This is a genomic window from Photobacterium sp. GB-210 (genome assembly GCF_003026075.1).
In the GTDB taxonomy this organism is placed as follows: domain Bacteria; phylum Pseudomonadota; class Gammaproteobacteria; order Enterobacterales; family Vibrionaceae; genus Photobacterium.
Map to the genome: position 1 here is coordinate 86,185 of NZ_PYNU01000007.1, position 24,083 is coordinate 110,267.

22 protein-coding genes are annotated in these 24,083 nt (G+C 35.9%); 12 read left to right on the forward strand and 10 right to left on the reverse strand.

The annotated features are described in order from the left end of the window. The first annotated feature begins 158 nt into the window (after positions 1–158). On the forward strand, positions 159–1,292 hold the full coding sequence (locus C9J38_RS11355; protein WP_107207194.1) for a trypsin-like serine protease: 1,134 nt from the start codon (positions 159–161) through the stop codon (positions 1,290–1,292). Positions 1,293–1,443: 151 nt separating this feature from the next. After that, the gene (locus tag C9J38_RS11360; RefSeq protein ID WP_107207195.1) at positions 1,444–2,382 is read left to right on the forward strand and encodes a siroheme synthase; all 939 of its coding nucleotides are present in this window, start codon (positions 1,444–1,446) and stop codon (positions 2,380–2,382) included. 153 nt (positions 2,383–2,535) lie between these two features. On the opposite strand, the gene C9J38_RS11365 is transcribed toward C9J38_RS11360, so the two are convergent. Next, complete coding sequence (locus tag C9J38_RS11365) at positions 2,536–3,009, reverse strand: DUF1097 domain-containing protein (RefSeq protein ID WP_107207196.1); 474 nt, start codon at positions 3,007–3,009, stop codon at positions 2,536–2,538. Between the two features lie 308 nt (positions 3,010–3,317). Between C9J38_RS11365 and nagZ the strand changes: the two genes are divergently transcribed. Next, positions 3,318–4,322, forward strand: a complete 1,005-nt coding sequence (nagZ, locus tag C9J38_RS11370; RefSeq protein WP_107207197.1) for a beta-N-acetylhexosaminidase — start codon at positions 3,318–3,320, stop codon at positions 4,320–4,322. A 79-nt stretch (positions 4,323–4,401) separates the two neighbouring features. Here nagZ and C9J38_RS11375 read toward each other — a convergent pair whose 3' ends face one another. The 4 genes from C9J38_RS11375 to C9J38_RS11390 form a co-directional block, all read right to left on the reverse strand. Further along, the gene (locus C9J38_RS11375; RefSeq protein WP_107207198.1) at positions 4,402–5,994 is read right to left on the reverse strand and encodes an EAL domain-containing protein; all 1,593 of its coding nucleotides are present in this window, start codon (positions 5,992–5,994) and stop codon (positions 4,402–4,404) included. A 771-nt stretch (positions 5,995–6,765) separates the two neighbouring features. After that, on the reverse strand, positions 6,766–7,680 hold the full coding sequence (locus tag C9J38_RS11380) for a cation diffusion facilitator family transporter (RefSeq protein ID WP_107207199.1): 915 nt from the start codon (positions 7,678–7,680) through the stop codon (positions 6,766–6,768). A 293-nt stretch (positions 7,681–7,973) separates the two neighbouring features. Then, positions 7,974–8,465 carry a hypothetical protein gene (locus C9J38_RS11385; RefSeq protein WP_107207200.1) on the reverse strand — a complete coding sequence of 164 codons (492 nt, stop codon included), beginning with the start codon at positions 8,463–8,465 and terminating at the stop codon, positions 7,974–7,976. A gap of 161 nt (positions 8,466–8,626) precedes the next feature. Further along, positions 8,627–9,313 (reverse strand): VC0807 family protein, encoded by a 687-nt coding sequence (locus C9J38_RS11390; RefSeq protein ID WP_107207201.1) that lies wholly within the window; start codon positions 9,311–9,313, stop codon positions 8,627–8,629. 133 nt (positions 9,314–9,446) lie between these two features. Here C9J38_RS11390 and C9J38_RS11395 point away from each other — a divergent pair, with 133 nt between their 5' ends. Continuing rightward, entirely contained in the window at positions 9,447–9,992 is a 546-nt protein-coding gene (locus C9J38_RS11395) for an isochorismatase family protein (protein ID WP_107207202.1), read from the forward strand. 123 nt (positions 9,993–10,115) lie between these two features. On the opposite strand, the gene C9J38_RS11400 is transcribed toward C9J38_RS11395, so the two are convergent. Beyond that, a complete protein-coding gene (locus C9J38_RS11400) occupies positions 10,116–10,874 on the reverse strand; it encodes a hypothetical protein (RefSeq protein WP_107207203.1) in 759 nt (252 codons plus the stop codon). A gap of 855 nt (positions 10,875–11,729) precedes the next feature. Between C9J38_RS11400 and nagA the strand changes: the two genes are divergently transcribed. After that, positions 11,730–12,863 carry an N-acetylglucosamine-6-phosphate deacetylase gene (gene nagA, locus C9J38_RS11405; RefSeq protein WP_107207204.1) on the forward strand — a complete coding sequence of 378 codons (1,134 nt, stop codon included), beginning with the start codon at positions 11,730–11,732 and terminating at the stop codon, positions 12,861–12,863. A gap of 206 nt (positions 12,864–13,069) precedes the next feature. On the opposite strand, the gene C9J38_RS11410 is transcribed toward nagA, so the two are convergent. Beyond that, entirely contained in the window at positions 13,070–13,498 is a 429-nt protein-coding gene (locus tag C9J38_RS11410) for an NADH:ubiquinone oxidoreductase (RefSeq protein WP_107207205.1), read from the reverse strand. Between the two features lie 632 nt (positions 13,499–14,130). Between C9J38_RS11410 and C9J38_RS11415 the strand changes: the two genes are divergently transcribed. The 5 genes from C9J38_RS11415 to C9J38_RS11435 all read left to right on the forward strand — a co-directional run bounded on the left by C9J38_RS11415 (position 14,131) and on the right by C9J38_RS11435 (position 18,787). Beyond that, the gene (locus C9J38_RS11415; protein WP_107207206.1) at positions 14,131–15,084 is read left to right on the forward strand and encodes a chemotaxis protein CheV; all 954 of its coding nucleotides are present in this window, start codon (positions 14,131–14,133) and stop codon (positions 15,082–15,084) included. A 487-nt stretch (positions 15,085–15,571) separates the two neighbouring features. Next, the gene (locus C9J38_RS11420) at positions 15,572–16,237 is read left to right on the forward strand and encodes a hypothetical protein (RefSeq protein WP_107207207.1); all 666 of its coding nucleotides are present in this window, start codon (positions 15,572–15,574) and stop codon (positions 16,235–16,237) included. A gap of 160 nt (positions 16,238–16,397) precedes the next feature. Further along, complete coding sequence (locus C9J38_RS11425; RefSeq protein ID WP_107207208.1) at positions 16,398–17,318, forward strand: DUF368 domain-containing protein; 921 nt, start codon at positions 16,398–16,400, stop codon at positions 17,316–17,318. 173 nt (positions 17,319–17,491) lie between these two features. Further along, the gene (locus tag C9J38_RS11430; RefSeq protein WP_107207209.1) at positions 17,492–18,091 is read left to right on the forward strand and encodes an SCO family protein; all 600 of its coding nucleotides are present in this window, start codon (positions 17,492–17,494) and stop codon (positions 18,089–18,091) included. A 435-nt stretch (positions 18,092–18,526) separates the two neighbouring features. Next, on the forward strand, positions 18,527–18,787 hold the full coding sequence (locus C9J38_RS11435) for an Lpp/OprI family alanine-zipper lipoprotein (RefSeq protein ID WP_107207210.1): 261 nt from the start codon (positions 18,527–18,529) through the stop codon (positions 18,785–18,787). 438 nt (positions 18,788–19,225) lie between these two features. Here the strand turns inward: C9J38_RS11435 and C9J38_RS11440 are convergent, their stop codons facing one another. The 3 genes from C9J38_RS11440 to C9J38_RS11450 form a co-directional block, all read right to left on the reverse strand. Then, positions 19,226–20,128, reverse strand: a complete 903-nt coding sequence (locus C9J38_RS11440) for a L,D-transpeptidase family protein (protein WP_107207211.1) — start codon at positions 20,126–20,128, stop codon at positions 19,226–19,228. Positions 20,129–20,454: 326 nt separating this feature from the next. After that, a complete protein-coding gene (locus C9J38_RS11445; protein ID WP_107207212.1) occupies positions 20,455–21,588 on the reverse strand; it encodes a fatty acid desaturase in 1,134 nt (377 codons plus the stop codon). Positions 21,589–21,681: 93 nt separating this feature from the next. Next, positions 21,682–22,167, reverse strand: coding sequence for a hypothetical protein (locus tag C9J38_RS11450; RefSeq protein ID WP_107207213.1), 486 nt, complete (start codon positions 22,165–22,167; stop codon positions 21,682–21,684). A 147-nt stretch (positions 22,168–22,314) separates the two neighbouring features. Between C9J38_RS11450 and msrP the strand changes: the two genes are divergently transcribed. Further along, positions 22,315–23,328, forward strand: coding sequence for a protein-methionine-sulfoxide reductase catalytic subunit MsrP (gene msrP, locus C9J38_RS11455; protein WP_107207214.1), 1,014 nt, complete (start codon positions 22,315–22,317; stop codon positions 23,326–23,328). A gap of 2 nt (positions 23,329–23,330) precedes the next feature. Continuing rightward, positions 23,331–23,996, forward strand: a complete 666-nt coding sequence (gene msrQ, locus C9J38_RS11460) for a protein-methionine-sulfoxide reductase heme-binding subunit MsrQ (RefSeq protein WP_107207215.1) — start codon at positions 23,331–23,333, stop codon at positions 23,994–23,996. Positions 23,997–24,083 lie beyond the last annotated feature (87 nt).

The window sequence follows — 24,083 nt, forward strand, 5'->3', positions numbered from 1 at the left end:
TAAATTCATCAGCAAAATTTTTCTGGAGTTCAGTTATCACTATTATGTATCGAAAATAATACAAATTCATTTTTTTGCGATAAATGACACACTACTAGTAATTTTTTAAACAGTTGTAGCTACGCTTTAATAAACAACAGTTCAAGATGGAGCTGCACATGACATTGCATTTATGGCTAAAAAAATTAACGTACTTAGTCGGTATTTTTGCTGCTTTTAGCTACCAATCATCTGCGTTAGCGAATACACCAGTTAATGCACAAGCAACAGCCAAGGCCATTAATGGTACCGATGCTACCCTTTATGATTCACAACTGATACCTTGGCAAGCGGCACTCAAACAAAAAGGTTTCGACAGTGTCAGCTGTGGCGCTGTTGTGATAAGTGAGTATTGGTTACTAACAGCAGCACACTGCAACTCATCAAACATTAGTGATATTGCCATCGTTGGTACAAGCATGATTCAAGATGGTAATTTTGCAAATCTTGATAAAAAGCATTTTTTTAATATCGTAAAGAAGATCAGTCATCCTAATTATAATGAAGACAATTTTATCAATGACATAGCGCTCTTTCGCGTTAATCGTTCAATGTATGGTATTGCCCAGTCAGTTAAGCTAGCTACTCCTAATGAACAAATCATAGCTGATAATATATTCAGCAACACTTGGGCGACCAATATGGATTCTCCTGTCACTGCTATTGCTTCTGGTTGGGGAGACACTCTTAGAAAAGGTTATCCAACTACATTACAAGTAATTAGTTTAGCCGGTGTTCCTGATAACCAATGCGTTGGGCTCAATATCGGTAATGAACATATTGTCTGCGCAGATTCAAACATTAATGGCTTAATTAAAGATGTATGTAGCGGTGATTCTGGCGGCCCGCTTATCTGGCAAAATCATCAAGCAGTATCTGATAGTGATAAAGGCATTCGGTTAATCGGGTTAACCAGTAATGGGGCAAAATGTTCAAATCGAAATGACAACCCAGAAAACCAATATAATCAGCTTACAGGGCAATATACCCAGGTTTCTACCCATCGAGATTGGATAGAACAACAAATACAAGATTATGATAATTCAACATTCACACTTAATGATTCCTCATTACAACCAACGCTGAATATCGATCCTTTTGCCGTAATAAAAGATCCTTCAAATAATAGAGACAATACGCAAACTGTCGTAACTTCGGCTGCAGAACAAACAGAAAGTGGCGGTACAGTAACCTTTTATAGCCTCCTGCTTACTCTTCTCATACTTTACTATCGCCGAAACCAAGGTAACTAAACACAGCGAAATGATTACAATGTTAAACTTGCTCTTAATAATCTTTTCATGGTACTAAATTAGTAACCTTTATGAAGTGATTGATTTCTTAGTAAACATTAGCTTGTTGCACAACTCAAAATAAAAATGAGCGATTTGACGGATATACGAAATGGATTTTTTCCCTGTTTTTCTAAAGTTAACCCATAAAAAAGTATTAGTCGTGGGTGGTGGTGAAGTGGCCTGCCGCAAAGTAGATCTATTACTTAAAGCCCAAGCTAACATTACGCTTGTCTCGCCAGAGCTTCACCCTCATCTTGTATCACTACTCGATGAAGGTAAATTTGAATATCTAAAAGCCCGTTATGAAAAGTCACTTCTTACACAATTTGACCAAGTTTGGGCGACAACCGATTCTCGTGAACTCAACCATCAAGTTTATCATGATGCGAATGCATTAAAGATATGGACAAATGTTGTTGATGATCCTGCATATTGTGATTTTATAACGCCATCCATGATTGATCGTTCACCAATGCAAGTTGCCATTTCAAGTGGTGGCGCATCACCTGTTTTGGTCCGTTACTTACGAGAACGTTTCGAAACACAATTACCACAAAACTTAAGCTTATTAGCTCATTATTCAGGACAGCAGCGTACTCGAATAAAACAGCATTACAAAACCGTTGATGAACGTCGAAAGTTCTGGGAGACATTCTTTCGTCTACCAGCAGTCGAAACAGCAACAACAGAGCAAGAATTAGAACAGGCTTTTAGTGAATTATTAGCATCATACCAAGATACAGGCGCTAACTTGTATTTAATCGAAACAGGTAACGACCCTGAATTATTAACACTGAAAGCATTACGTTTGATGCAGCAATCAGAGTTTGTTCTCTACCCTGAAGGGAAGAATGATATTTTTGTCGACCTTTGCCGTCGAGATGCTGATCGTGAAAGTTACGAACACGAGAACGTCATCGCTCGTGCGAAACAATTACTGAATGAGGGAATGCGAGTTTGTATATTAGCGTCTAAAGACCAACACCGACCAGCATTGAAAAAGCTGTGTATCGAGCGTAATGGTATTTTTGTGCCTAGTCATAGCTAATACATCGTAAATAGACAAATATAAATTTATCATTACATATAACAATGCCGCTGATTAATCGCTTTTTTAAGCATAAATCTAGCGGCATTTTTATAACGCTGGTTAATGAGCAATATGTAAGATTGTTTACTTAATCCTGGGTGATGGGTAACTCTATTTCAGCGCGAGCCGTTTTTTTTCTGCGAGTTTCGCGTGTAGCCATAAACCAGAACTTTTCATTAAATAGCCAAATACTACACCCACAACCAATGATGGTATAACCAATTGCCAATTACCATTTGCAGCAAACGTTGCGCATGAGCCTATAAAGGTACCAGGGATAAAAGATAACCACGATTTTTTTGCTTGTGCGCACATCATAAATGCAACTAGAGCAGTGACAACGTAACCAATAATCTCAAAATGAACTAAAGATGATAACTTAATGATCACCATCGCCCAAAAAACACCGCTTAAGTTTGTTGCAATGCTTAACCCAACGCCTTTTATACCATCGCGCTGAAGAGCAAAATATGTCGTGCAGCCAAGAAATCCTCCCCAGCTTAATAAGCCCAGAGATACAGCTACCCAGCCCCAAATCCCAGATAAAATTCCTGTTGTTAAAGCGATTGCTATAAGTACCGACATGACTCACTCTTTTGCGATGACAGAATTGTATTGAGTGTAACCTAAGACCTGTTCAAATTAATCAACCAAGATCACACAAAGATCACACAAAGATCACACAAAGAAAGTAATACTACATCCCATTTCATAAAATAATCAACAAAGATCACCATAATTACTTTAATTTAATACTGATATTGGAAATGATTAAACCGTGTTCATCCCCTAAAAAATTCCATTATCATCATGCCTAAATTCACATTAAAAATTGCGGATAAAACTGACTATGGTAATTTATCGCCTAATATAATGTTACTCGGAGTGCCGTCATGGGACCTTTAATGCTTGATGTATCAAGTTATGAACTTGATGCAGAAGAACGCGAAATTATTCAACATCCTACAGTAGGCGGTATCATCTTTTTCGCCCGAAATTATGACAATCGTGAGCAACTTCGAGCGTTAGTTAAAGAGATTCGAAAAACGGCTAAACGCCCTTTACTGATTGGTGTCGATCAAGAAGGCGGACGTGTTCAACGTTTCCGCGAAGAATTTACCCAACTACCACCTGCTCGCGCTTTTGCAGCGTCTAAAAATGGAGAAGTGCTTGCTAAGCAAGGTGGCTGGCTAATGGCTGCTGAACTACTCGCGATGAATATTGATATTAGTTTTGCGCCTGTACTTGATCTTGGTTACGACTGTAAAGCGATCGGTGATCGCGCTTTCTCAAATTCCCCACAAGACATTATCCGTTATGCAAGCCAATTTGTAAGTGGTATGGCGCAGGCTGGCATGGCTGCAACAGGTAAACACTTCCCTGGTCATGGTGGTGTGATAGCCGACTCTCACTTAGAAACGCCTTACGATTCACGGGATAATATTAAAAACCATGATATGACCGTATTTACACATCTCATTGAAAACAATCTGCTGCAAGGCATCATGCCAGCACACGTTGTATTTGATGCTTATGACGAAAAACCTGCAAGTGGTTCAGAATATTGGTTAAAACAGGTATTACGTAAAGAGCTAGGTTTTAAAGGCGTGATCTTCTCTGATGATCTTAATATGAAAGGAGCTGACGTATTAGGCAGCTATAGCGAACGAGCTATCGCAGCTCAAGAAGCTGGTTGTAACATGGTGATGTTATGTAATAACCGTGAAGGTGCTGTACAGGCTCTTGATGGATTACCACAGATTCCAGTCCCTATTTTAGAAACATTGTTAAAAAAACCAACCGCTGAGTATAGTGATTTGATCAATACTCGTATGTGGAAAGAAAGCCAAGATGCCGTTTCTCGTCTTGCACAAGAGTGGAAAGAGAAAAACGTTTAACACGTGGTTACTGTAATCATTACCAACAAAAAAGCCGACATTATGTCGGCTTTTCTTTATCCATAACTCGTTATCTTATCTAAATAGCCAAAAGCTTATTCTTATTTTTAATCTCAATATTATAAATCGAAAACTCTTCAGCATTCATTGGCATACCAAAATAATACCCCTGCTGAAGATAAACATCACGCTCAACAAGGTAATCGGATTGCTCTTTCGTCTCGACGCCTTCTGCTATCATTTCCATTCCAGCCTGTTTGCCGAAGGCTATAATAGAATCAAGCAGAGAAAGTTTTATATCCGTAGTACCGATATTTTCAACGAACATCTTATCGATTTTTAAACTCCGCAAGTTCAATTCTTGAATATAACTGAACCCACCATACCCTGTGCCTGCATCATCTAATTTAATATCAATACCCTGAGCTTTAAGATATTGGATAACCTCAGAGGCAATAGTAAGATCTTCAAATTGTTTTCGTTCTGTAATTTCAAAAGCAACCTGTTTAATAGGGATCTTTGAATTGCTGAATAATGCTAATGACTCATTCATTATCTGTATATTTTCTAATTGTTGCGGTACAAGATTAATACTGATCACTCTATCGGTTAACTGCCAGTTGATAGTACTCAAATCTTTAATCGCTTTCTCAATTAATAAATTAGTAATAGGGATAATTTGTCCACTTTTCTCAACGTAAGGAATAAATTCCATTGGTGATATTAATCCAGCCCCTTTTTTCTTCCATCTAGCAAGTACTTCACAACCATAAAGTTCTTTGGCCTTTAAATTAATAATAGGTTGGTAATAGGGTACGAACTCACGTTTAACTATCCCTCGTTGTACTAATGCATGTAACGATAAACGTCGTCTAATGAATAAACGCCGCAACAAAATTAAAAATCCAGCAATAAATGCACCAGCTAAAAAGAGAGGCATCCTTAATAATTGTGACTCTTTATCTAATAATTCCAACTTAATGTAATTAGAAAATTTCAAACCATTAGGCATTAAAACTTCATATATAGGTTCAGCCGTGTATGATTTATTATCACCTTGCCAACCTAATCGATCCAATTCATTATCTGCTGATATAGATGTTAAAACACAACCTTCACAGTATTTATTTCGTAAGATTTCTTCAACGATGGGTTCTAAGGACAGAACCAAACTCCCCTTGCTACCTTGCCACCGAACTTCAAAAATACGTTGCAGACTATTTTTTTCAGAAGATAACCATAACGACATCATATTGCCGTAAGTTTTAATTTTCCGAGATTCAACATGCTGACCATGATTTTTTTCATAAAAACTCGAACAAGTACTTTTGCCTGAGGGGGTTAAAGAAATCTTACGGATAAGATAATTACTATAGGCAATACGTCTTAATTGCTCCTGCTCTTTCTCACTACACGTAAAATCAAAATTGCGGCTAAGATTCGTAATAAATTCTTGATAATCGCCTATATTTTGAATATGAGTTTTAACCAATTCATCAGTATCTGTTTGAATTTTTGTTGATAAATGCTTAGTTGCAAAATATGGTGCAAGAGTCGTAAAACCAAAACCGACTAATATAACAAAAAACATTAAACCAATACCAATATGGCCTGAAAATCGCATCAAAAAAATATCATCAATCGTTTTGGTTAATCTCTCTTTCTTAAACATTGAATAAACCATCATTGTTATTATTCATAATCTACCATCCATGTAGATCTCTATAAAAATCATTACTTATAATAAAGTTAAAACCTAAAGCATTATTAGACAAGCCATAGAGAAGATTAAATACCAGCAGAGATCACATGTTATAAAATATTCATTTCAACTTAAGACTTACACTCTAATTTATAAAAACAAATCAACACAGTCAAACTTTCACAAATTAAATACCAAATTAGAATAGAATATACTTAAGAAACCTATCAATGAAATAATAATGTTTGTTAAACTTAAACTTTAATTTATCTCCATTTCATTAAAATAAGATTTAAATCACAATAATAATTTAATTTTTTGGCAATAAAAAAAGCGCTAATCATAGCGCTTTTTTTTAATTTCTGTTCTTCGTAATAAGGATTATAAACTATCCTTGCTATAATCAATATTCTTAGTGCATTTTTTTTCTTTAAGAATGATATAAAATGCACCCACAATGAATGCTATAACTAAAGCAGTGTCCATGATTCACCTGTGATAAAAATAATTTTCAACATTGGCTAAAAATTAACTCTTATTTCGTGTTTAATTAAACAAAGATAATTTTTAGAGCGAAGAAATAATACAAGATTCCTATATCTATTTCACCACAGAGGTTATCATTTTGTAAAATTCAATATAAATGATTCGAAAAAGTATAATTACAAAATGTTAGTTAGGATAAGCCCTGATTCGCAGTCAATTATCCTAACATTAAACCTAAGTTCTATTTAGACTATGTTATAGCCAACGTTCTTGACCGGTAAAACTAACAGAAAGCCATGTTTCACCAAGATCGGCCTCCAACTTATCCCATATGATTTGACGAATATTATCTTGTTGTTTTGTCGTCCATCTTTTTTCATCTTTTACCAAGATGTTAATTTCTAAATCATACTGACGACCGATTTTAGCAAAATGATGAGTATAATCATCGAAGTCATACTTTTCAGAAAGCTCTGCAATAACTTGATCGACGTGCTCTTGAACACTGTCTTGTGGTGCGACAAGCAATACTTCCTTTAGATTTCGTCTTAATACCTTTATCGGTAATACTGATGCTGCGATAGATAATGTTGTAACAAGAATGGGATCGACATAGGCATTCCACTTAGAATAACCCATTGCATCAAATATAATAACTAAGATAAAACCAACCAATATTGCAGCACTTAAGATCGCGTCAACTAACCATTCTTGCGAGTCAACTCGGACTAATTCGGAATCAACACTGCGTGCGATAGAGGTTTCAAAAAAGTAAATCGAAAAACAACTGACGGTTGAAAGAACAGCATAGACAATCGCGTCTCCCAAAATAATGTCGTGACCACCTTGCATTATTGTTTGTATGCCCGTCACAAAGGCAAATAAACATGTTACTAAAATTAATAGACCATTTACCACGTTGATAAGAGGTTCAAAATGGGCATAACCAAATTGAAACTGTTCATCATCCGGTTTTGAAACTAAGTACGCCGTATAAAGACTAAGTCCTGTCATCCCCATACTTAAAAAAGAGAACATACCGTCTAATAAAATAGCATTAGAACCAACATACAGACCGTAACCAATACCTAGCGTAGCAACAAAAATTGTTCCTACTAATGATATCTTCAGCGCCATTCTCTCTTTACTAATTTTACGGCTTGAAGCCATAATATCCCCCTAGAATTAATGATAAAATAACGTAACTACCCGCTACGACAATAAAACTTCAATTTAAAATATCTCTATATTTAACAATATAGTGTCAAATACAATATCATTAAAAGTGCTTTTAGGGGAATTTTTGATATTTTTCAGTATTAAACAGGCGTAAAACAGATAGCCTATGCCATGCAGGTTTAGAGCTATAAACACAAAAAAGTACAATAAGTTATTAACTTATAAGAATATAATTTCACTGTATATATTAGGTTAAACAGAACTTCGTGTGTGACACATATTGATTATTGCTCTTCACGAACAAGCTCTAAACGTTCAACATCACTATAAAATGACACCATTTTTACTCGGCTTAAATCAAATTCAAAGCTACTTTTATCACACATATTTTGCTTATCTGCATCAAGTTTTATTCTGTTTCTTTGTTGTCTATTGAATGATGCTATGTACTGCTCTTTTATAAATTCACAACGTGCTAGCTTTTCACATGCTTCGTAACTTTGCTGGTTGAGTATTTCCCAGTGCTCGTTAAATTGTGACAAGGCAATATGGAGTTGCTTGTAATTTTGATCACTAATAAAACCTTTAAGCTCTGTAATTTTTTGATATTGGGTATCTAGAAATGAGCTAAAGAAATGAGAACCTCGTTGGGACGGGTGGTTAGCGCAATGTTTATCAACAAACTTCATTCCTTCTTTATCTGAAGAGTTAGCCACTTCAATCGTTGAGCAAGCCGTTATTACTAGTGATGTGAATATTATTGAGGTTAGCTTCATGACATGTCCGTTTTTAAACTACATGTCTAAATTATTACTCAAAAGTTTGAATTATGTTTTCCCTGTAAGCATTATCTTAAAAATAAAACGGTAACACACCTTACTTTGATACAAAAAAAGCAGTGAGTGATTCACTGCTTACATTTTGATGAAAAACGACATTACTGCGACTTAAATATCTCGGCCGTTTCTAGCTGTGTCATACGGCGAATTTGACGCCATACAAAATAGAATATACCCATCATCATCAACATAGATGGAATTGCTATCATCGGGTAACTTAACAATGTTAAACGTCCCAACTCTTCATTAAATGCTTCAGTTCCTGATTTGCTGGTTACAATCACTGTCGCCAGAATATAGTTCATCACAGATGAAAAAAGAAACGTGCTAGCAAACATGTAATTAGACTGCGTTAGACAGCGATCAAATAAATGCTCGTTGTTCTTTTCTTTTAAACGCTCATTTATGAGCCCTAAATTAAGCACGCTGTCATTTAATACTAATTTGCGTACAACTGGAAACTTGGTAAATGTTGAGCCAAAAACAACAATTCCGATAAGTCCAGGGATCAAAGCTTCTTTAATCGCTAACCACTTAGTATCAAGTTCAAGTAAACCTATACCGCCTGTTAGAAGAACGCTGACAATACCTAGCAAAGCTATAAAGTTATATTTCTTATAACGAATAAGCTCATAACCGCCAAAAATAACAGGGAATGCCAATGCTGCTAGTAATCCGCCTACCGCACCGAGTTGATCACCGCCACTAAACTTCATCAGAATCACTGACGGTATAATAACGTTAAAAACAATTTCACTTAACGGGTTTGATTTTCTCTCAGCCATAATCTGACAATACTTCCTTTGTTTACAATTATTTTACGTTAGTCACTTTGCATTGTTCCGTTTCTAAACAACACTGTAAAGAGCAATATGGTTACAAACCATTACTTTTTCAATAGACATAAGGAATCGCGCAATGCTTGATATTCACCATTCAATATTGGTTGTGGTTGACATACAAGGCAACCTCGCGCAACTAATGCACCAAAAGGACCACTTTTTTCGACAAGCTGAAATTATGGTAAAAGGCGCCGAACTCTTTGACTTACCAACATTATGGCTTGAACAGTTACCCGATAAACTTGGCGCAACGATTCCTCAAATAGCACAACCTCTTACTCAGCAAGGATTAACGCCCATTTCTAAAGAAAGCTTTAGTGCCGTTCAAAATATTAGTTTTGTAGAGCAACTACAATTAAAACAACGTAAGTCGATCATCATTATTGGCATTGAAGCACATATTTGTGTTTATCAAACTGTTATTGATCTGATTTCTGAAGGCTACCAAGTCACTGTAGTAAGTGATGCGATTAGTTCACGGACAGAAGAAAACAAACAGATTGCAGTGAATAAAATGCAACGTGCAGGTGCACAAATCAGTACAACAGAAATGGTATTGTTCGAATTACAGCGGGTCGCCAATGGCGGTAGATTCAAAGCCTTACTCAATTTAATTAAGTGAACGTTGTCTAAGTAAGCAGCGCTTACCTTTTTAGCTGAAAGTGTAATAAAAAGGCATTGCATTATAGAATAACGCTATGCCTTTAATGCATTGATATTAGTAGAGCTGTTATTGACACTGTTACTAGATTGATAGAGCCATAAGGAAACTCGCTGCAGACATAATAACACTACTGATAACGAGCATCACCGTAACGGGTTTACTCTTTGTAATAATTGGCATTAACCATAAGCTTAATGCTAAAACCAGCAAGCCAATACTTGAAATTCGTACGACAAAGCCCGTTAAGTTGCCGAGTTCAGCCTGATGTACCAATAAGCTCATACCCTGCATATTCGATAGTATCGTCACAACACCAAGCACTAAACCACATACAGGTAAAAAGGTATTAAGTTTTGTTAACTTATGCTCAGATTTTACTAACATACAATGTGCGACTAAGCTTCCACCTATAAGAACATTGGCGATAAATTGAATGGCTAGCGAGTAACTAATACCATGATTAATCACCCCTTCAATAAAGTACAGTCCACTCCAAACCACGATCAAGAATAAAAAAGACTTACGCCATTTATCACTGCCAATTAAATGTTTTTCGCATAACCAATAAGCCATGGTAAAAATCAAAATTGTTAAGCAGAAAAAGGTATCAAGACCAAAACTTGATTGACTATGGATTTGCGATAGCATTAACATGCCTTCTCGCAATAACATTGCAGTAATTAACAACAACCAGATCAGGGGAAAGTTTTTAAGTACCCTATCAGATTGTCCAAAACATAGTTTCCCCGATAGCATAATCACGCCAATGACAATAAACGCGCCAATAGAAAATTGAGATAACACCTGAGACAATAAAAATGGCCAGTCAATCCACAGCATGACAACTCCTATACAGTATGGATAGTAACGAACGCTTAAATAAGCGCTTTAACAGTACTAATAATGAGAAGGCGCTATTTTGCCCAAATGCCCACTTGAGTGCAAAAAGAAAAAGGATAACTTCTCGCGTCATGCCTTTTTGTTTATCAGTAAAAAGCGTTGTTTATTAATCAAGCGGTCGTATTTTTAACATCAATAACATCAATAACGTCAACATAGTGGCAATAACTGGCATGGCTAAATAAGTTAAACTAAAACCATGTTATAAGCTCTGTGGAGCAACGAAATCTGTAATATCCGAGCAGCCACTTAGTGACAAAAGACAGCAGAAAAAACAGCCCCAAAAAAAGCAGCGGCGAGTTACCGCCCAAAACTAAACATTGACACCCAATACCACAATCTTAGGTGGTAATATATGCTTTCTTCTAATGTTCCTAGTGCAATAACCAATTACTAAACTGCCTTAGGGAATGTCATATAATCATCTCCCCCTACAGATAGCGCATACTGATATACCTGGAATAAAGTGATTATATATATATCAATTACTATACAATTACGGTACAAATAAGAATAACCCACTTATTGTCTAATTAAAAAAATCATTCCCCACCATGCTTTCAGTGAATATTTAAAGGCCAATTATGGGTACTTTTGCTGTTTATTTAATGAAAGGATTTGACGAATCATTAACTAAACAGGTATCTTAATTCACATAGAAAAATAAGATTATTTTAATGCTTTCAATCGATGTGTCGTTGCCATTTAAGTTCAATTGACGAGACATTGTATAAAAGATGATGTATTTACTGTGACACTTGTTGTTAGCAGTACCAATTTACAAGTGAGATACCCATGATCGCAATTATCAACGTTAATGTATTTGATGGACAAACGACTCTTAACAATCAAGCTATTTTTGTTAAAGATGATGTTATTCAACGTATCATTCCAATGGCTGACGTAAACCAATCAGAACTTCCTGAAACAGTGGTTGATGGTAAAGGCTTCTTAGCTTCTGCTGGCTTTATTGATCTTCAGATTAATGGCTGTGGTGGCGTACTACTTAATACTGCAATAAGTAGTAAAACACTTGAGATCATGAACGAGACCAACTTAAAAAGTGGTACAACTCAGTTCTTACCAACTTTTATTACAAGTGACGGTGCTTCATTAGTTGAAGTACTTGAAATGGTTGAAGCTACAGAGCAGCCTGAACAACAAGGTATTTTAGGTCTTCACATTGAAGGTCCTTTTATCAGCGTAGAGAAAAAAGGCGCACACCGTGAAGAATTCATTCGTGAGCTTGACGAAAAAACAGCCCACTACCTTGCTGATAACGCAGATAAAATTTGTGTTTTAACCGTTGCTCCTGAAAATACGTCACAAAAAGTAATCGATATTGTTCGTGAAGCAGGCATTACCGTTTCTCTTGGTCACACTAACGCTACTTACGATCAAGTAAATGAGAAATCAGGCCTAGAAATGGCAACTCATCTATATAACGCAATGACACCACTTGGTTCTCGTGAACCTGGCGTTGTTGGCTACATTTTCGATAAAAAGCCACATGCAGGTATTATCGTTGATGGTATTCACGCTTCATACCCTTCTGTTCGAATTGCACATGATATCATGGGTGAACAACTATTCATGGTAACTGATGCTGTTGCACCTGCTGGTACAGACATGACTGAGTTCGATATGGCAGGTCTTAAAGCTTACGTTAAAGATGGTAAGTGTTTCTACGCTGATGGTACTATTGCTGGTGCTGCAGTTACGATGATTCAAGGCTTAAACAACTTGATTAATCACGTTGGCCTATCTCGTGAAGAAGCATTACGTATGGCTACACTATACCCAGCAAAAGCGATTAAGATCGAAAACGAGTACGGTATGTTAAAAGAAGGCTACAAAGCAAACATCACGTTGCTTTCTGACGACAATCAAGTTAAGCACGTCTTCCAAATGGGTAAACACGTTTTCTAAGTTAGCCACGTAAAATAGTTAACTTGGTATCTGATTAAAATCCAACAGTGATCTTACCGTTGGATTTTTTTATTGCTTCTATCTAGCGATAGCCTGTAGCTATTGATTAAAGACTATTTATAAGCAGGTTAAAAATAAAAAGGCCAAGTCAATCTCTGACTTGGCCTTAAAATTTGATTAATTATTGCCCTATCTAAACTTTATAGTTAATTAGTAGAGAGTTGAGATAAGTGTCTTGGCGTTTTATTGTTACTTTCATCTCTTTCTTCTTGCTGTGTATTGATAACAACACGCTTACCAGCCATAGACATTTGAAACTCTCTTAATTTAAAGTAGCCATATGTAACAACAATAGAGAAGAATAAGTAAGATAACGAGAATACAAACGGTGAATTAATCACTTCAGCTTTTAATCCCCACATAACGCCTACAATCGTTACGGAAAGTTTAGCCATCATTCCCATTAACAGTAATAATAATGCTAATTGCGGGTAGCGAGTTGAACGAAATGCTAACCAATATGCTGTTCCTACAGAAATGGCTGCAATACCAAAGCCGGCAGCAAATGAATGAAAATGGTCACCAGATAAAACACCACCGATCGATGACAGTAAAAAAATCAATGCTAGTTTCATATTTGCCTCTCCAATTGTGAAGCGAAAAATCAATAATATTGCTACTAGGTATATTTTCTCATTTTGAACGCATTATGTATATATGAATTGAAAGATTTCATTTTTGAAAGAATTATGTATTAATTGTTAAATAACAAGCAATAAGCACTTAACACTTTGAAAATAAAGGCGACTATATTAATATAACTGCCAATTGTTAATCTATTGATAAATAAGTAACATTCTTGTTTTAACGCTACATTTAGAAGATTTACCAGTAAACCCGAAGAAAGGTAGATGAAAACACTATCACAATAAGACTAAAATCACAGATTATGAGTTAATTTATCCAAAGTTTTAAAATTAGAGGTTATTTTTTAGCGATATAAATAAATGGTTAATTTTAACCCTTTTTTCTACTGTTTTTGTTGTCTATTTAATCTACGTCACATTGAAGCAACGAGCTGTATGATCATCATAGCTAAAGTCATACTGCTACATCCTCAAATAACAATCATAGAATTAAGAGTTAGCTCACTGTTTAACATTAAACCTTCTTTTTTACTTTCTATTTCATTCAATAAATCTTTTTATCTGTCGATAGAGCTTAATTACTCTATAAGGCCAATCACTCTAACTAAGGACGGTTAAACATGGCAACAATTCTTGACAGTGTTAATCAACGAACCCAATTAGTAGGAGAAAACAGACTAGAGCTACTTATCTTCAGGCTTAACAGCCAGCAACTATTTGCTATCAATGTGTTCAAAGTCCGTGAAGTCGTTAAAGTACCCCACCTTAATTCTCTTCCAGGATCTCATATAAATGTTAAAGGGGTGGCATCTATTCGTGGCGTATCTATCCCTGTTATCGATCTTCGAACCTCAATAGGTATGAAAGAAACCGATATTAATGAACTGAGTAACCTAATAGTGACTGAATATAATGGTTCGGTGCAGGCATTTTTAGTCGGACAAGTAATGAATATCGTTAACATGACATGGAAAGATATTCAGCCACCACCCGATCAAGTAGGCAAGAATAATTTCCTTACAGCTATTTGTGAAATACATCGTGATAACCAAAAACATCTTGTCGGTATAATTGATGTTGAAAAGGTGCTCGCGAATATTATTAATTACAATATTAAAATTTCTGATGAATTATTGAGCAGAGATATCAGTCAGCATCTACAAGGACATAAAATTCTTATTGTTGATGACTCCCCTACTGCACGTAATCAAATTAAGTCAACACTCGCTCAAATTGGCATCGAAGTATTTGAAGCAAACAATGGCCAGCAAGCCTATAACCTATTAGATCAATGGTGTAATGAAGGTAAAACGGTAACCGATGAAATATTGATGATGTTTACTGATGCAGAAATGCCTGAAATGGATGGCTATCGACTTACTCATAAAATTCGTCATGATCCTCGCATGTCAAACTTATACATTACTCTTAATACCTCATTGAGTGGAAGTTTCAATGAAGCAATGACAGTGAAAGTAGGATGCAATAAATTTATTTCTAAGTTCCAACCAGATCTGATTGTTGAAGTTGTACATAACCGAATGATGGAAAAACTAGCAGAGCAAAACCCGTAATTATTTAGGCTCTCTATCAAACTTTTTAACACATTATCTTGTGTTATAACTCTTTGATAGAGAGCTAAGCATAATTTGTAACAGCTATTAAAAATACACTTAACGCAATAACTATTGCAGCTATAATTAATAACACTTCGAATATGTGCTCTGGCATATCATTCCTATATTACAATATAATATGAGTAAATATCTTTTATTAGATAATTTGATGTTTTCTACTCTTAATTTACACATACAGTATAGAGTTCTAAACTAAATCGAAGCTGAACATAACAGCTGTCTTTTCATTTCATCATAGACTCATGTTTTTAAAGTAATTTGTAGAAGAATGTGACCGAAAACGTGAATTTTAATACTCATTATTACAACTACCATTCTTTTATTATCTTACGATCTCATTTTCATTAAGATAAATTTGCTCTTTATATAAAATGGCGTAATGATTAAATAAAAATACAATCAATGGGAGCAAAGAACGCATCATATGAAAAAAGTATTCACTATAGCTTTATTATTTTTTTCATATTTTCCAGCCTTAACTGCAAAAGCAGACGAAGATATACCTCGCGTAATAAAATTATCTCCTGAAAAAATCACACAGCATAATGTAGATCTTCCTCTTAACCAATTTAGAGCACTTGAAATCTTGGCTGATAAGAATATCAGCAGCCATCAAGTGCCTCGTCCTTATACAATGCCAGACACCACCGACCATACTAAATTATTTGGTTCAGATCTTAATGATAATGGTATTCGAGATGACTATGAGCGTATGCTATTAAAAAGTTACCAACGTTCAGAGTATGTCGCTATGGGAATATTAGCAGCAGAGCGCTGGGATAAACTCCTACGATTATTACACTCACAAGAGCAAATCAAAACTCGTTTTCAAGCCTTAGAGTTATTCAATGATAATATCGCAATTAACCAATGCTATTATTCTTTACAAAAAGTAGATAAAAAGCTGATTTCACCTGTACTTAGCTATTTTAATAATGACCAATTATTAGAAGCTAAATATCAAGCAGAACTATTACTGCTTGATATTATTGGCAATGATCAAGCAAATTTCACTTTTCATCAGCAACCATGTGAACGCTTTGCTGATTTCGCTAAAAGTGCAATAAAAGGCAAACTTGCCGCTTTATAACAACTAGTCAAAGAATTTATCGTCACTTCATTTATTACTATCAGTCATGCTTTTGTTACAAATAACCCAAGATATTAAAAGCAAGATTTATGGTAGTATCTTTCTCATTACTTATATAATGCACCAAATGTTTTTGGCTATCATAGAGATACATAATCTAATGACTAAACTTTTCACCTTTCTAAAAGGCATGGCTATGGGGGCTGCAGATGTTGTCCCTGGGGTTTCTGGTGGTACTATCGCCTTTATCACTGGTATTTACGACACCTTACTTGAGAGCATCCGTCGTATTAACCCATCGCTTATTGGCATCATTCGAAAAGAAGGGCTTAAAGGCGCATTTGAACATATCAACGGTACATTTTTGATCTGTTTATTCGCCGGTATTCTAACCAGTATTTTTACCTTCGCTAAACTCATTACTTGGATGCTAGAAACACATCCAATTCCATTATGGTCATTTTTCTTTGGTTTGATCATTATCTCTGTTATTCATATGTTCAAACAAGTGGAAAAATGGTCGATTAATCGATTCATTGCCATTGTTATCGGTGCAGTATTTGCTTATGGAATTACCGTCCTTCACCCTGTCGCAATGGAGCCAACACCTATCAATGTACTTATTGCAGGTGCTATTGCAATTTGTGCCATGATTTTACCTGGAATATCTGGAAGCTTTATATTACTCCTGCTAGGTATGTATGCACCGATTCTTGCGGCAGCTAAATCTATTGATGTTGTTACGCTTGGTCTTTTCGCAATAGGTTGTGCTGCAGGGCTATTAACGTTTTCTCACTTCTTATCATGGATTCTTCGTAGCTACCGTGATATTGCACTAACGTTCTTAACTGGTTTAATGATCGGTACATTAAGTAAGATCTGGCCTTGGAAAGAAGTGGTGAGTTGGCGTGTAAATTCACATGGTGAACAAGTACCATTACTTGAACATAACTTATCACCGTTTAACTTCGAGCAAGTCACTGGACAACCCGCACTGATCGGATACGCTATTTGTGCAATGGTTTTAGGTATTCTGGTTGTTTGGGGATTAGAAAAATTTGCAGCAACTGAGCAAAAATAATTTACCTATAACGCTCATTGAAGAAGGCAGCCATCTGGCTGCTTTTTTTATCATTTCTATATTTTAGAGCAAGGATAAATATACCTCACAAAAGTATTAAACATACCTACACTTATAAGATAGCTAAAAGCATAATCACAGTTGTACGATTAAACTTGTTTAAGGATAAACAAATGAAATACCAATGGGTTATTCTAGCCATCGCATTAATCGCAGGATTAACAACAAGCTATATACTTGATAGCCGCGACCCATCACTCGCTATAGAGCCTCATTACCCTCTAAATTTTCTAGAATCAGGCAACGAGGCCGTTGACCTCTATAATCCCGAAGATCAAAGAATACGTTTAGTTTATTTTGGCTACACACAATGTCCAGATGTATGTCCAACATCATTAGCAGTTATGTCTGCAGCCTTAAAACAAATTCCTGAAGAGCAACGCCAAAACATCTGGCCAATATTTATAACATTAGATCCAGAGCGAGATACTGCAGTAAAAACGGCTAACTATGCAAAACATTTCCATTCATCTATTTCAGGTATGGCAGGAACGCAAGAACAAACGAAGGAACTCGCTGAGAAATACGGTGTACTTTACATACGGACAGATTTAAAAGATTCAGCGCTTGAATATACGATTGATCACAATTCCTATTTTTACTTCTTATTACCTAACGGTGAACTTATTGATAAAGTGCCACACCTTCTTAGCCCTGCACCACTTATTTCCGTAATTCCTAACATCATTAATAGTGTACCCAATGCATCATAATCATGAACGACACACAATATATACAACTAAGTTAACATTGAGCGATATTTAGATACGAAATTGATAATCAAAATCATGTGAACTTACTCTCATTTTCTATTTGCATTTTCGTTCATTAATTCGCCTGTTATATTTCTTTTTTTGTTAATATATTTTTTTTACATAAACCTGACGTTTTAATTTATTTGAAGTCATAAATATAGCGCCAGCCCTTATTACAAGCGGCATTACGCATAGTTAGTCACTAAAACGGTATGAAAATTTAATGTCATAATTGTTTATTTTTTAACCAAAAATTCAGTGTTTACGTGAATTTTTTGATCTAACCGAAAAAAATTAATGAGCAATTTTAAGAAGTTATGCCATAATGAATTTGCCAACTCAATCTTTCACACTCAGTTGTAGTGGCACAATCAATATGGAGATTTATAAAAAATGAAACGTACTGTAACTATCTTAGCTGGTCTTCTACTATCTGCATCTTTAGTAGGTTGTTCAAGCACTGAAGCAGACAAAATGCAAACTCTTACTAACAAAGTAGACACTTTAGCTGAGCAAGTAAGTGCACTACAAGGTCAACAAGACCAAATCGTTAGCGCTGTAAACGACTCTCGTGCAGCATCAGACGCGGCTTACCAAGAAGCTATGCGTGCTAACAAGCGTATCGACAACATTGCTGGTTCTTACACTAAGTAATTTGTCTTAGCTTAAGTACTTTAAGGAGATGGCTTTTTATAAGCCATCTCTTTTTTTGTCATAAGAAAGACCAATAAATACATTCATGGTATCAATCATTCCTCTGTTTAATACTTAACATTAATTGCCTCTATCAAGTATTCAGCTCCCTATTCTAAGCAGCAAAACTTCCCTTTAACCCGTTTTAATTTGTAACTTAACCTAAGTAGAAGAAACGATCTTACGGTTGATAAGTTAAATTTAAACTCTCTTAATTCGTATACTTATATACTCTCACCTAATAACAATGAGGGCTCAAAGCTTCTGTCACATATTACATCATCTATTAATACAATTATTCATATGCTTCACCAAATCCACCACCATCGTTATTACACACAATATTTAGATAAAAAAAACGAGAGCATAGGCTCTCGTTTGATATCATTTCAAATATAATTAATTCAAAACAACAGGAATACCACTTTGGTTATCTAATGCCTTAATAAGTACCTGATAAGCATCATTATCGTAATTCAAGTCATCAATCAATTTCGCAGGTGCCGTTACAACTTTCTTTTCACCCATTTGTGATTCATCTTTCGATAATGGCGCATGTACTTCAACAACGATCTGTCCGTTAGGTTCAACTGAATACTTTACAGGTTGATTAATAATGCGCACTTGTGTGCCTAACGCAACGTGTGGAAATAACCACTCAACATCCCATGGGTTCATACGAATACAGCCACCACTAACACGCATACCAATACCAAAATCTTTATTAGTGCCGTGAATTAGATATTCTCCATGACCATAAGCTAAACGCATTTTATAGTCGCCTAACGGATTATCAGGCCCTGCCGGTACAACTGCGGGAAGAATATCACCTCTTGCAGCATGTTCTTTACGAATAGAAGCAGGCGGTGTCCATGTTGGATTCTTCACTTTTTCATTGATACTTGTTGTCATACTTGGGGTTTCACGTCCAACTCGACCGATACCAATAGGGAAGATATAAACTTTTGATGCATCGTCTTTTGGAAAGTAATACAAACGAAGTTCCGCAAGATTGACTACAATCCCCTTGTGAGCAACATCTGGTAATACAACCTTGGTTGGTACCTCAAGTAAACGTCCAGGAGCAGGAAGAAAAGGATCAATACCTTTATTCGCAGCCATCATACCTAAAAAACCAACATTATACTTATTGGCGATATCAGCAAGACTATCCCCTTTTTGTACTTCGTAATAGTTAGGTGTACCAACGATATTACTACCATCGGTTGGTAATTGATATTCAATTGCATTTACAGCAGAAGATACCAAACAAGTAAGTGAAAGAAGCAATGCGCGGTACAAAACGATGTCTCCGTTAAAAAATTCCTGAGTCTATTTGCAACAAACCCAAACATTTTGTTGCATAGTCAGTATTACTCTCTAATACAAACTATAAACAAATCTCTACAATCCATAGTACTTTATATAAGCAATTTCTACTAGCGAGGGTTATGTTTTAGATTAAGCAGATCATTTTAATCAATCAGTTACATAACTTAACTATGCGAATAATAGTAAAATTAATTATATCTATACTACTATACCGTTTATACAAAAAAAGAGCTGTTAAGTTACGGTAAACTTAACAACTCTTTAATTACTGTTTCAATACTATGGGGTTTAGCAAGCTACGTCGTATATTGTTGCATCAAACCTTTCCATGCACGCCGTTGTTGTTCTAGTCGGGCTTGCATAGATTTATACTGCTGCATAAACTCAAAATCATCATAGCTACTGGCAATTTTTTGCTTCTCAAGATCCAGTAAACGCTTTTTTGCTTGATAATAATCTGAAATTTTAGCAATCAAAGCTTCATACTCTTGCTGAAGCTGCGTTAGCCTTGCGACATTGTTCGGCATCTTACTCAATTGTTGTTGGATTCGTTTAAATTGCATTTTTGCTTTGGTTTTTTCAATTCGGTCAGCAGGCGTAACTTTTAAATTTCTTGTCCAACCTATCCATGAACAGGCCTTAATCAACCATTTAGTTGGGTCAAACTGCCACCAGCAAATACCATTTCGATAGTCATTTTCAAAAATATGGTGATAGTTATGATAACCTTCACCAAAAGTTAAAAAAGCCAATAATCCGTTATCACGTGCGGTATTTCTATCAGTATAAGGCTGAGCCCCCCAAATATGCGCCAATGAATTGATGAAAAAAGTCGTATGATGGCTGAGTACTAATCGGAGAAAGCCAACAAGCAATAGTGCCCCCCAAATATCACCATGAATAAACCCGAAAGCTAATGGAATACCAAAATTGGTACCCATCGCCAGCCATAAATAATATTTATGCTGCCACATTACTATTTTATCTTTTTGTAAATCACGGCAATTGTCGTAGTCATGGTATCGGCTCCCTTGGTAATCACGTAACATCCAGCCAATATGGCTATAAAAGAAACCTTTTTTCGCTGAATAAGGATCTTTATCATTGTTATCAACATGGCGGTGATGAATACGATGATCTGAAGACCAATGCAAGATACTATTTTGCAAAGCAAATGCACCGCCAATTGCAAAAATGAAACGGAGCATTGCATTAGCTTGATAAGTTTTATGTGACCATAAACGGTGATATCCCGCCGTAATAGACATACCACAAAAGCTAAATGCTACAACTAACATTAATATTTGTGTCCAATCGAAACCATATTGGTACGCATAAAGCGGAACACCAATTATCGCAACAAGTAACGTCACACTAAACACGGCGACATTTAACCAAAGTACAGGGGGTTTTTGCTGTTGAGTTGTCATCCTATAATCACTCTACATTCAGCGTACACATGTAAGCCAAGAATATATGCGCTATTTACGACTATCAATAGATACGCAGTATTTTCATACGACCTACTTGACTAATGTGATACCTGCCACATCATAACGTGCTGAAATCTGCTTATAGTGTTTATGCTCACGTAGGTAAAAGCTTATTGGCATTGCATCGCGTAGCCCTTGCTTGGATAAATAAGCATATTCTTCACGAGTCATTACTACATACTTCAATTGCTCATTTAATAGATTGCGCAAAGCTTCAATCGTCAAAATATCATCTCTTACCATGGCTTTCATATAACCAATTAATACAGATAACGGCACTAACATATCTCTTATAAGCAATTTACGATCCATGATCTTCGCAGCATTTGTTGTTCGAATACCTACATCAAAAATTGCTTGCCAATCAGGCTTATCTTGTTTGGTGACGGCACCATGGGTAAAACAGTAATACGCTTCTATAAATGCTTTAAGGTGATGATACCGCTCCGCATGCACTTCAATATAGATATGCTGTAGTTCAAGATCAGCGTCATATGAATGTCTTACCACCTTCATTCCTCCAAAATAAAAATTCATTATATAGCATCTACTACTCAGACTTCTTACGTACTGTTTATTGAAATTTCAAATAATTTGTATCGTATGAAATTTTTACAGCTTTTATCAGGTCTACTAATTTAAGCCATTTTTGTAGGGAACGTTATGCTAATTAAGAGAACAAACAAATGGGATTTAAGTGAAAATGATGTCACGCCAGAGTCCATTTATCATCAACGCCGCGATATTTTAAAAAAGTTAGGTATTGCAGCAGCAAGTCTTCCGTTAGCTTCTAATGCAACGGCGGGTATTTTTGATGTGTTCTCAAATGACGATCAGAAAACGATCGATAACCGTCGTCCACTTTCTACAATAAAATCACCGTTATCTGATCCAAAGCTTTCACTCACACCGGAAAATAAGATCACTCAATATAATAACTTTTATGAGTTTGGTACGGATAAATCATCACCTGCTATTCGGGCTGAAAATTTTGTTACCGATCCATGGCAAGTAAAGATTGACGGCCTTGTTAATAAACCCTTAACGCTTAACTATGATGACTTATTTTCTTTGTTTCCATTAGAAGAGCGCATTTACAGGCTACGTTGTGTTGAAGCATGGTCTATGAATGTTCCGTGGATTGGTTTTAGCTTAAGCGATATTATTACACGTGCCGATCCTACTAGTCGCGCGAAATATGTCGCGTTTCAGACCCTCTATGATCCAAAGCAAATGCCAGGACAAGCATCTCGCTCATTAGGTGGCGGTATTGATTATCCGTATGTGGAAGGATTACGCCTTGATGAAGCGCTACACCCTCTTACACTCTTGTCTGTTGGGTTATATGGTAAAACTCTCCCGCCACAGAATGGCGCTCCACTTCGTTTAGTCGTACCTTGGAAATATGGCTTCAAAAGCATTAAATCGATTGTACGTATTACGTTAACGGACAAACAGCCACCAACAACATGGAACATCTTAGCATCTGATGAATATGGCTTTTATGCCAATGTAAACCCAACAGTCGATCATCCTCGTTGGAGTCAAGCAAGTGAACGTTTTATAGGAGAAGGGAATATATTCAGTAGTCGACGTCAGCCTACCACCATGTTTAACGGTTATGCGGATGCTGTTGCAAGCTTGTATAAAGGCATGGATCTAAAAAGGAACTACTAATAATGAAATCTCAAAGAAAGAAGCGTTTTTTAAAGCTAAACCCTCAACATATTACTTGTCTGAAAGTAATAATTCATGCCGTTAGCTTATTCTTTCTTACTGTATTAGTTCTCCAAACATTCAATGGTGGTTTTGGTGCTGATCCAGTTAAGGACATTGAGCACTTCACAGGAAAAGCGGCATTGAATACATTATTTATTACAATGCTTATTAGTCCAATTGCCATGTATTTAAAACAAGGGGCTTTGGTAAAAACACGGAGAGTATTGGGCTTATATAGCTTTTTTTGGGCATTGCTACACTTGAGTGTTTATGTCTCGCTTGACCTAGGTTTTGATTGGGCTTTAGTCGGTGAGGAAATCACTCAACGTCCGTATTTAGCTATTGGCGCAATTAGCTGGCTAATTTTATTATTATTGACTTTGACTTCTACTCAGAAGTTACAACGTATATTAGGAGCAAACTGGCAAAAACTTCATAACTGGGTATACCTTGCTTTATTATTGAGTCCAATTCATTATTTATGGTCTGTCAAATCTGGTATTATTGAACCAGCCATCTATATCGTTATTGCAAGCTTGCTTTTATTAAATCGCAGAGACAAATTTAAACGTGGATTAACTAACCTTGGTATCAACAGAGATCAGAAAACGACGACATCAAATTAATCCACACAACACCTATTAATTTTAGTGAATGCTTTTCACTGTCTAGTAACCTGTACCTAAATCCCAATTGGTACAGGTCTTTTTTTA

What these genes read in the sequence shown, in the direction of transcription:
- C9J38_RS11355 (WP_107207194.1), top strand. Translation starts at nt 159, where the DNA reads ATGACATTGCATTTATGGCTAAAAAAATTAACGTACTTAGTCGGTATT.
- C9J38_RS11360 (WP_107207195.1), top strand. Translation starts at nt 1,444, where the DNA reads ATGGATTTTTTCCCTGTTTTTCTAAAGTTAACCCATAAAAAAGTATTA.
- C9J38_RS11365 (WP_107207196.1), bottom strand. Translation starts at nt 3,009, where the DNA reads ATGTCGGTACTTATAGCAATCGCTTTAACAACAGGAATTTTATCTGGG.
- nagZ (WP_107207197.1), top strand. Translation starts at nt 3,318, where the DNA reads ATGGGACCTTTAATGCTTGATGTATCAAGTTATGAACTTGATGCAGAA.
- C9J38_RS11375 (WP_107207198.1), bottom strand. Translation starts at nt 5,994, where the DNA reads ATGTTTAAGAAAGAGAGATTAACCAAAACGATTGATGATATTTTTTTG.
- C9J38_RS11380 (WP_107207199.1), bottom strand. Translation starts at nt 7,680, where the DNA reads ATGGCTTCAAGCCGTAAAATTAGTAAAGAGAGAATGGCGCTGAAGATA.
- C9J38_RS11385 (WP_107207200.1), bottom strand. Translation starts at nt 8,465, where the DNA reads ATGAAGCTAACCTCAATAATATTCACATCACTAGTAATAACGGCTTGC.
- C9J38_RS11390 (WP_107207201.1), bottom strand. Translation starts at nt 9,313, where the DNA reads ATGGCTGAGAGAAAATCAAACCCGTTAAGTGAAATTGTTTTTAACGTT.
- C9J38_RS11395 (WP_107207202.1), top strand. Translation starts at nt 9,447, where the DNA reads ATGCTTGATATTCACCATTCAATATTGGTTGTGGTTGACATACAAGGC.
- C9J38_RS11400 (WP_107207203.1), bottom strand. Translation starts at nt 10,874, where the DNA reads ATGCTGTGGATTGACTGGCCATTTTTATTGTCTCAGGTGTTATCTCAA.
- nagA (WP_107207204.1), top strand. Translation starts at nt 11,730, where the DNA reads ATGATCGCAATTATCAACGTTAATGTATTTGATGGACAAACGACTCTT.
- C9J38_RS11410 (WP_107207205.1), bottom strand. Translation starts at nt 13,498, where the DNA reads ATGAAACTAGCATTGATTTTTTTACTGTCATCGATCGGTGGTGTTTTA.
- C9J38_RS11415 (WP_107207206.1), top strand. Translation starts at nt 14,131, where the DNA reads ATGGCAACAATTCTTGACAGTGTTAATCAACGAACCCAATTAGTAGGA.
- C9J38_RS11420 (WP_107207207.1), top strand. Translation starts at nt 15,572, where the DNA reads ATGAAAAAAGTATTCACTATAGCTTTATTATTTTTTTCATATTTTCCA.
- C9J38_RS11425 (WP_107207208.1), top strand. Translation starts at nt 16,398, where the DNA reads ATGACTAAACTTTTCACCTTTCTAAAAGGCATGGCTATGGGGGCTGCA.
- C9J38_RS11430 (WP_107207209.1), top strand. Translation starts at nt 17,492, where the DNA reads ATGAAATACCAATGGGTTATTCTAGCCATCGCATTAATCGCAGGATTA.
- C9J38_RS11435 (WP_107207210.1), top strand. Translation starts at nt 18,527, where the DNA reads ATGAAACGTACTGTAACTATCTTAGCTGGTCTTCTACTATCTGCATCT.
- C9J38_RS11445 (WP_107207212.1), bottom strand. Translation starts at nt 21,588, where the DNA reads ATGACAACTCAACAGCAAAAACCCCCTGTACTTTGGTTAAATGTCGCC.
- C9J38_RS11450 (WP_107207213.1), bottom strand. Translation starts at nt 22,167, where the DNA reads ATGAAGGTGGTAAGACATTCATATGACGCTGATCTTGAACTACAGCAT.
- msrP (WP_107207214.1), top strand. Translation starts at nt 22,315, where the DNA reads ATGCTAATTAAGAGAACAAACAAATGGGATTTAAGTGAAAATGATGTC.
- msrQ (WP_107207215.1), top strand. Translation starts at nt 23,331, where the DNA reads ATGAAATCTCAAAGAAAGAAGCGTTTTTTAAAGCTAAACCCTCAACAT.